This is a genomic window from Prevotella sp. HMSC077E09 (assembly GCF_001814685.1).
In the GTDB taxonomy this organism is placed as follows: Bacteria; Bacteroidota; Bacteroidia; order Bacteroidales; family Bacteroidaceae; genus Prevotella; species Prevotella oris.
Genome location: NZ_KV817487.1, coordinates 1 through 7,971, shown reverse-complemented (window position 1 = coordinate 7,971; position 7,971 = coordinate 1). Strand labels below are relative to the sequence as shown.

General features: G+C 46.9%; 6 protein-coding genes and 2 pseudogenes. All 8 read left to right on the top strand.

Annotated features, from left to right (window positions below; genetic code table 11):
• Positions 1–1,434: pseudogene (locus tag HMPREF2983_RS00510) on the top strand (TraG family conjugative transposon ATPase); the annotation flags it as partial.
• 558 nt (positions 1,435–1,992) lie between these two features.
• On the top strand, positions 1,993–3,804 hold the full coding sequence (locus tag HMPREF2983_RS00505) for a reverse transcriptase/maturase family protein (protein WP_070665634.1): 1,812 nt from the start codon (positions 1,993–1,995) through the stop codon (positions 3,802–3,804).
• Positions 3,805–3,896: 92 nt separating this feature from the next.
• Entirely contained in the window at positions 3,897–4,346 is a 450-nt protein-coding gene (locus HMPREF2983_RS00500; protein ID WP_371441328.1) for a TraG/VirB4 family ATPase, read from the top strand.
• 222 nt (positions 4,347–4,568) lie between these two features.
• Positions 4,569–5,201: a DUF4141 domain-containing protein gene (locus HMPREF2983_RS00495; RefSeq protein WP_070665628.1), complete on the top strand. Its 633-nt coding sequence runs from the start codon at positions 4,569–4,571 to the stop codon at positions 5,199–5,201.
• 32 nt (positions 5,202–5,233) lie between these two features.
• A complete protein-coding gene (gene traJ, locus HMPREF2983_RS00490) occupies positions 5,234–6,271 on the top strand; it encodes a conjugative transposon protein TraJ (protein ID WP_070665625.1) in 1,038 nt (345 codons plus the stop codon).
• A gap of 50 nt (positions 6,272–6,321) precedes the next feature.
• A complete protein-coding gene (gene traK, locus HMPREF2983_RS00485) occupies positions 6,322–6,945 on the top strand; it encodes a conjugative transposon protein TraK (RefSeq protein WP_004351259.1) in 624 nt (207 codons plus the stop codon).
• A gap of 4 nt (positions 6,946–6,949) precedes the next feature.
• A complete protein-coding gene (locus HMPREF2983_RS13320) occupies positions 6,950–7,252 on the top strand; it encodes a hypothetical protein (RefSeq protein WP_021583847.1) in 303 nt (100 codons plus the stop codon).
• Positions 7,245–7,971: pseudogene (locus HMPREF2983_RS00480) on the top strand (conjugative transposon protein TraM); the annotation flags it as partial. The gene HMPREF2983_RS13320 and the pseudogene HMPREF2983_RS00480, both read left to right, overlap by 8 nt.

The window sequence follows — 7,971 nt, the reverse complement described above, 5'->3', positions numbered from 1 at the left end:
TGTCTGCATACACTTTCCGATACGGATGACCTACCGACAACGGTCAGCACAGACACCCGATACGAGCGGTTATCGACCGACCGAAGCGACTGCCGACTTTCCTTTGCCTCGCCCGTAGGACTGATGTTGCCCTGCAACCATATCTATAACCAGTACCTCTTCATCGAGGACAGCGATGCCAACTTGGAACGATTCGAGAAGCAGGCAAGAAACATGCACTCGCTGGCACGCTACAGCCGTAGCAACCAAATCAATGAGGAATGGATACAAGAGTATCTCAATATTGCCCATTCACAGGGACTGACCTCCATCCGTGCCCACTTCAACGTACTGGCATGGAGCAGCGATAAGGAAGAACTTCGCCAGATTAAGAATGATGTGGGTTCGGCACTTGCTCTTATGGAATGCCATCCTCGCCACAACACAATTGATGCGGCAACGCTCTACTGGGCAGGTATTCCCGGCAATGCGGCAGACTTTCCAGCTGAAGAGTCGTTTTATACTTTCATCGAGCCTGCCCTCTGCTTCTTTACGGCAGAGACAAACTATAAGGATTCGCTCTCTCCCTTCGGCATCAAGATGGCAGACCGCCTTTCTGGAAAACCTGTCCACTTGGATATATCGGATTTACCGATGAAAAAGGGAGTCATTACCAACCGTAACAAGTTTATCTTGGGTCCTTCGGGCAGTGGCAAGTCTTTCTTCACCAACCACATGGTACGCCAGTATTACGAGCAGGGAGCGCACGTCCTCTTGGTCGATACGGGTAACTCATATCAAGGCTTGTGTGAACTTATCCACCGCAAGACCAAGGGCGAGGACGGCGTGTATTTCACCTATACCAATGAAAGTCCGATTTCCTTCAACCCTTTCTATACGGATGATTACTTCTTCGACGTGGAGAAAAGGGAGAGTATCTGTACGCTGCTGCTCACGCTCTGGAAGAGTGCCGATGAGCATATCACTAAGACGGAAGCTGGTGAACTTGGTTCAGCCGTAAACTCCTATATCGAGCTTATATGTACTGACCATAGCGTTACGCCCTGTTTCAATACCTTCTATGAGTATCTGCGGGACGTGTACCGCAAGGATATGGAAAAGCGTGACATCAAGGTAACGCTCTCGGACTTCAACATCAACAACCTCTTAACGACATTGAAGCAATACTACAAAGGCGGTCGATATGATTTCCTGCTGAACTCGGACAAGAATATCGACCTACTCTCCAAACGCTTTATCGTCTTTGAAATCGATCAAGTGAAGGATAATAAAGACCTTTTTCCTGTGGTAACGATTATCATCATGGAAGCCTTCATCAACAAGATGCGCCGATTGAAAGGTATCAGAAAAATGATACTCATTGAGGAAGCGTGGAAGGCGATTGCTTCGGCAAACATGGCAGACTACATCAAGTATCTTTGTGCGCCCGTAAAGGTTGCATCGTAAACATCTCTTTGGCAAGAGATTAGGAAAGTGTTCTTTGAAAATAACCTATCATCAGCCGACTTATCTGTTTCGGGAAAGCTTAACCGAGCAGGGAGTGTAGCATGTCGGAAAAGTCATAAGTCAGTTAGTTACCAAACTGCGACTGAATGGCGAGATGAAAAGATAGATATGAGGATAAAGTCCGAATTGATTGAACGATAGTCCGAGTGGTCCCCCTTGAGGCTATGGCGTAAGGTAACTATCAATCGCCATATCGTGATACTACTTCAGTGTAAAGGTATGAACGTAGCAAGAACTTATCACGACACAACCGCAGTAAGCGAGTAAAGGACGGAAGTCGTATCCGACAATCTATCATGCCAACAGTTACGATGCAACAAACGGGGATTACCTATCCCGAAGTGCCGAAAAGCTATTAGGTTTGACCTATGAAAATTCGGAGTGGTAACGGAGCTTCCATAGTAGTTCGAGCAAGGTAACGCCTTGTACATGGCGAAGGGAAGCAGCTAATTATTAATACAATTAACGGAAAATGTGAGAGACATTATGAGAAGTCCAGAAAGAGTATTAAACAGTCTATCAGAACACAGTAAGGATGCAAGCTATAAGTTCGAACGTCTTTACAGAATTTTGTTCAATGAGGAAATGTTTTATGTTGCCTATCAGCGCATATATGCCAAAGAGGGTAACATGACTAAAGGTTCGGACGGTCAGACTATTGACAACATGAGCCTGAAACGAATTGAAAAGTTGATTGATACGTTAAAAGATGAGACGTACCAGCCCCAACCGTCAAAGAGGGTGTACATACCGAAGAAAAACGGTAAGAAAAGACCTCTTGGCGTACCGACTTTCAATGACAAGCTGATACAAGAAGTGGTAAGAATGGTATTGGAAGCCATATATGAGGGAAATTTTGAATACACCTCGCATGGTTTCCGTCCCAATCGAAGCTGCCATACTGCATTAACTCATATCCAAAAGGAGTTTAGCGGTGCAAAGTGGTTTGTAGAGGGAGACATAAAAGGCTTCTTCGATAATATAAACCATGATGTGTTGATAAATATTCTCATGGAGCGCATTGCGGATGAACGATTCATCCGATTGATACGCAAGTTTTTGAAAGCTGGATATATTGAAGAATGGCAATTCCGCAATACTTACAGTGGCACACCGCAAGGAGGTATCATCAGCCCGATATTGGCTAATATATACCTTGACAAACTGGATAAGTATATAAAGGAATACATAGCCAAATTCGACAAAGGGAAGAAACGAAAATTCAGTAGAGAAAGTATGGACTTTGGCAATGCAAGAAAACGTATTGTGCGAAGATTGAAATCCGTAAAAGACGAAAGGCAAAGGGCAAAGCTAATCCTTGAACTGAAAGCAATAGAACAAGGACGGGCTAAATATCCCAACGGTGAAGAAATGGATGCTGATTACAGGAGAATGAAATATGCAAGATATGCAGATGATTTTCTCGTGGGAATTATCGGAAGCAAGCAGGATGCGCAACTGATAAAGGAAGATATTAAAAACTTCCTTGCTGCCAGACTGGCATTGGAACTGTCTGATGAAAAGACACTTGTCACCCACACGGAAAGAGCTGCCAAGTTTCTCGGATATGAAATTACTGTAAGAAAATCCAACGACCAAAGACGGGATAAAAGAGGAGCATTAAGAAGAACCTATGGTAAGAGGGTCTGCTTGAATATTAGTACGGAAACTGTCCGTAAGAAACTTTTCGATTGGGGAGTCTTGGAACTGACAAACCGTAACGGAAAGGAAATATGGAAACCGAAATGTAAATCGGAACTGATATTCAATGACGACCTTGAAATCCTTGATAGTTATAATCGGGAAATCGTGGGGTTCTATAATTATTACTCCATAGCCAACAACTGCGCCCATGCCTTGAATAATTTCAAGTACATCATGGAATACAGCATGTACAAAACGTTTGCAGGCAAATACAAGTGCCGCACACGTGAGGTAAACAAAAAATATCGTAAGAACGGTAGGTTTATCATAAAACACATGACTAAAACAGGTGTAAAGGAAAGATACTTTTACGACGGTGGCTTCAAACGAAAGAAGCCCACCTATAAATCGGAATGTGACATTATGCCACGAACAATTTATACTGCGGGGCGGACAAGCCTTGTTGAAAGACTGAAAGCCCGTGAGTGTGAATTATGTGGAGCGACAGACGACCTTGTTATGCACCATGTAAGAAAACTAAAAAACTTGCAGGGTAAGGAAAGCTGGGAACGACACATGATTGCCCGCAAACGCAAGACGATTGCCGTGTGCAGGAGTTGTCACAAGAAGATACATGACGGAAAGATAGACTGAAATTAGTGGAGAGCCGGATACGCTGAGAGGTGTAAGTCCGGTTCGGGGGCGAGCATTTGGAAACTTACCACAGAAATATGATAAGGCGCTGGGTGCTTAGCCTACACAAGACGGTGAGAAAATATTTCGGGGAAGCCATTGTCGTGACGCAGGAAGTGGACGACATCATCCAGTCACCCATCGTCAAGGAGAGCATCATCAACAACTCCGACTGCAAGATACTGCTCGACCAGCGCAAGTACATGACCAAGTTCGACGGCATACAGGCGATGCTCGGCTTGTCTGAAAAGGAAAAGAGCCAGATTCTCTCCATCAACCAGAACAACGACCCGAACCGACTCTACAAGGAGGTGTGGATAGGCTTGGGCGGTATGCAGAGTGCAGTCTATGCTACGGAAGTGAGCATGGAGGAGTATCTCACCTACACCACGGAGGAAACCGAGAAGGTGGAAGTGATGAACAGGGCTGCACAGCTCGGTGGCGACATTGAGGCGGCTATCCGACAGCTTGCACAAGAGAAACGGGTTGCACGAAATCGTTAATCGGACAAGACATGTAAAGAATGTATTGGTTTAGCCAAACGTAGACAAATAATTCTCCAAACGTGGATAAGCAATTGGACAAACGTGTCCAATCAATTAGACAGTCGTGTCCAAAGACTTGGACTAACTTGTCCAACTTCTCTATATAACAGCAAGCTGAATAGACATCCCTTAGTGGACATTCAGACAAACATCGTATTCACATCATAAACAAAAAGAACAATGAGAACAAGAATTTTAATGCTGCTGATGGGCACCGTCCTTTTATTCAGCGGAAAGGCCCACGCACAGTGGGTAGTAACCGACCCCGGTAACTTCGCCGGCAACATCGTCAATTCGGTCAAGGAGATAGCCACCGCCTCCAAGACGGTGAAGAACACCCTTGACGGTTTTAAGGAGGTGGAAAAACTCTACAACGACACCAAGAAGTATTACGATGCCCTCAAGAAGGTGAACAATCTCATCGGAGATGCCTACAAGGTCAAGGAGTGTATCCTGATGGTGGGCGACATCTCTGAGATTTACGTCACCTCGTATAAGAAAATGCTCTCGGACAAGAACTTCCGCCCTTCGGAACTCGCTGCGATGGCTTCGGGCTATGCCAAGCTCTTGGAACAGAGTGGTGAGAGTCTCAAGGAACTCAAGTCCATCGTCAAGTCGGGTGTTCTCTCGATGAACGACCACGAGCGCATGCAGGCCATCGACCGCATTTATACCACACTTAGGGAAAACCGCTCGCTCGTGTCGTATTATACAAGGAAGAACATCTCCGTAAGTTACGTCCGTGCCCGTGAGAAGAACAATCTTGCCTCCGTCAAGGCACTCTACGGCAATACGGCAAGCAGGTTTTGGTAATTAGTCATTCATACATCTAAACACACTTGCTTATGGATTTTGCCAGTTTACATGAGCTGCTCCACTCAACCTATGACGAGATGATGCCGCTCTGTGCCCAGATGACAGGCATTGCCAAAGGCATTGCGGGCTTGGGTGCACTCTTTTACATTGCTCTTCGGGTATGGGCTTCCATTGCCCGTGCCGAGGCGATAGACGTCTTTCCCTTGCTGCGTCCCTTCGTGCTGGGCTTTTGCATCATGTTCTTTCCGACAGTCGTACTCGGTACGATGAATGCCGTTCTCTCGCCTGTAGTGCAGGGAACGGAGATGATGGTACACCAGCAGGAGGGGAACCTTGCCGAACTTACAGCCAAGCGGGACAAGCTGCAAGAGGAAGCCTACCTTAGGAATCCTGAAACAGCCTACCTTGTCTCCAACGAGAAGTTCGACCAGAAAATTGAGGAGATGGGTATCATCGGCCCCGAAGACGCTCTTACCATTGCCGGGATGTATGCCGAGCGTGCTGCCTATCAGACCAAGCAGTGGGTGATGAAGATGGTGCACGACCTCATGGAGCTGCTGTTCCATGCTGCAGGACTTATCATTGACACACTGCGCACCTTCATACTCATCGTTCTTGCCATTCTCGGTCCGATAGTCTTCGGCATTGCCGTATGGGACGGGTTGTCGGGTTCGCTCACGGCTTGGTTCTCACGCTATATCTCTGTCTACCTGTGGCTGCCTGTCAGCTCTATCCTTACGGCACTGCTTACGAAGATACAGGTGCTGATGGTACAGAAGGACATCGAAGCGCTCAGTGACCCCAACTACCTGCCTGATTCGGGGACGTGGTACTACATCGTCTTCTTCCTTATCGGTATCGTGGGTTACTTCTGCGTTCCCACCGTTGCAGGCTGGATTATCGAAGCAGGAGGCGGTATCGGCTCTTATGGTCGCAATGTCAATCAAGCTGCACAGCGCGGTGCACAAAGTGCCTACACGGGCGGACGATATGCCGCAGCAGGTGCCGGGTCGGTCATCGGAAATGTCGGTGGACGTATCAAGGGTGCACTGCTCAAAGGAAAATAGAAATGGAGCAATAATGCTTAATAAATCAACAGCTATAAAAGGAAAAAGAAATGGAATTCAAATCACTTGGTAATATCGAGACTTCATTCAGACAGATAAGACTATACGCCTTTGTCTTTGCTATCGTCTGCGTGGCGATAAGCGGTTATGCCCTCTATGCCTCGTACAGCTTCGCCAAGGAGCAACGGGAGAAAATCTATGTGCTTGACCAGGGAAAGTCACTCATGCTTGCCCTCAGTCAGGATGCAAGTCGTAACCGCCCTGTAGAGGCAAGGGAGCATGTACGTCGCTTCCATGAGCTGTTCTTTACCATTGCGCCTGACAAGGATGCCATCGAAAAGAACATGGAACGTGCCTTTGTATTGTGTGACAAGTCGGCTTTCAACTATTACAAAGACTTGGCAGAGAAGGGCTATTATAACCGTGCCATATCGGGTAATGTCAATCAGCGCATAGAGGTGGACTCTATTCACTGCAACTTTAATACTTACCCTTATGCGGTAACGACCTATGCACGGGAGTTTATCGTCCGTCAGAGTAATGTTACAGAGCGCAGTCTTGTTACGACCTGCACGCTGCAGAACTCTGTTCGTTCGGATAACAATCCGCAGGGCTTCCTGATGGAGAACTTCCTCGTCAAGGAGAACAGAGACATACAGACTTATAAACGATAAGGTTATGGCAAGAAAAAGAAACTTTTTACTCTCGCGTCACTATCTGCGCTTTCACCTATGGCTTCGCCATCGGTGTGAACGGCTCACGATAAGGCAGAGAAAGGAAATCGTCTATGGGCTGAGTTTCATCTATCTGCTGTGCTCGCTCTGGATGATAGCGCAGTTTTTCCTTCCTCCAAAGAAGGAGAAACTACCCATCCCCACAGGAAAGCTGATGGACAGTCCCATACGGACAGACAGCACCTTACAAGAGTTACACGGCAATTTTTACCTACAACATCATCAAACAATCAAGGAAAATGGATAATAAACAGAAGGAACAAATGAAGAAAGGCTTGGTCTTCGGAGGACTGGGACTGCTGTTTGCCCTCTCGATGTGGTTTATCTTCGCACCTTCGGGCAAGGATAAGACTGCAGCGGAGCAGGGACTCAATGACAGCATCCCGCAGGCAACGACAGAAAAACTGACGGATAACAAGCTCAAAGCCTATGAATTGGGCGACAAGGCACACGAGGAGGAACAGACCCGTGAGGAGATGGGCAGGCTATCGGACTATTTTGCACAGAACACTGCTCCATCAGAGGAGCAGCGTGCAGAAACGGCTGCTTCTACGGCAAAGATAGAAAACTCCATGCATCGCTATGAGGAGAACAATCGGCTCTTGAACTCATTTTACGCTCCCGACCCACACGAGCAGGAGCGTGAAGCTTTGCGCTCGGAGATTGATAATCTAAAGAAAGAACTATCTCAAAAGGATAGTAGGGAGGACAATGAAGAGAAACGGCAGCTTGCACTGATGGAAAAGAGCTATCAGATGGCAGCGAAGTATCTTCCCAAGGCTTCTGCCGCTGCACCATCTTTGGGTAATGACTTTACCGAGGGTAAAGGGCAAACGTCAACGAACAAAGGTCAGAGTATGGGCAGTAATATAAGCGGAGGTTCGGCCGACTTGCCTGCAATGGAAATCTTGGCGGAACGCAAACAGGTAGTGTCCTCACTGGGGCAGCCGATGAGCGACGCTGACT

What these genes read in the sequence shown, in the direction of transcription:
- HMPREF2983_RS00505 (WP_070665634.1), top strand. Translation starts at nt 1,993, where the DNA reads ATGAGAAGTCCAGAAAGAGTATTAAACAGTCTATCAGAACACAGTAAG.
- HMPREF2983_RS00495 (WP_070665628.1), top strand. Translation starts at nt 4,569, where the DNA reads ATGAGAACAAGAATTTTAATGCTGCTGATGGGCACCGTCCTTTTATTC.
- traJ (WP_070665625.1), top strand. Translation starts at nt 5,234, where the DNA reads ATGGATTTTGCCAGTTTACATGAGCTGCTCCACTCAACCTATGACGAG.
- traK (WP_004351259.1), top strand. Translation starts at nt 6,322, where the DNA reads ATGGAATTCAAATCACTTGGTAATATCGAGACTTCATTCAGACAGATA.
- HMPREF2983_RS13320 (WP_021583847.1), top strand. Translation starts at nt 6,950, where the DNA reads ATGGCAAGAAAAAGAAACTTTTTACTCTCGCGTCACTATCTGCGCTTT.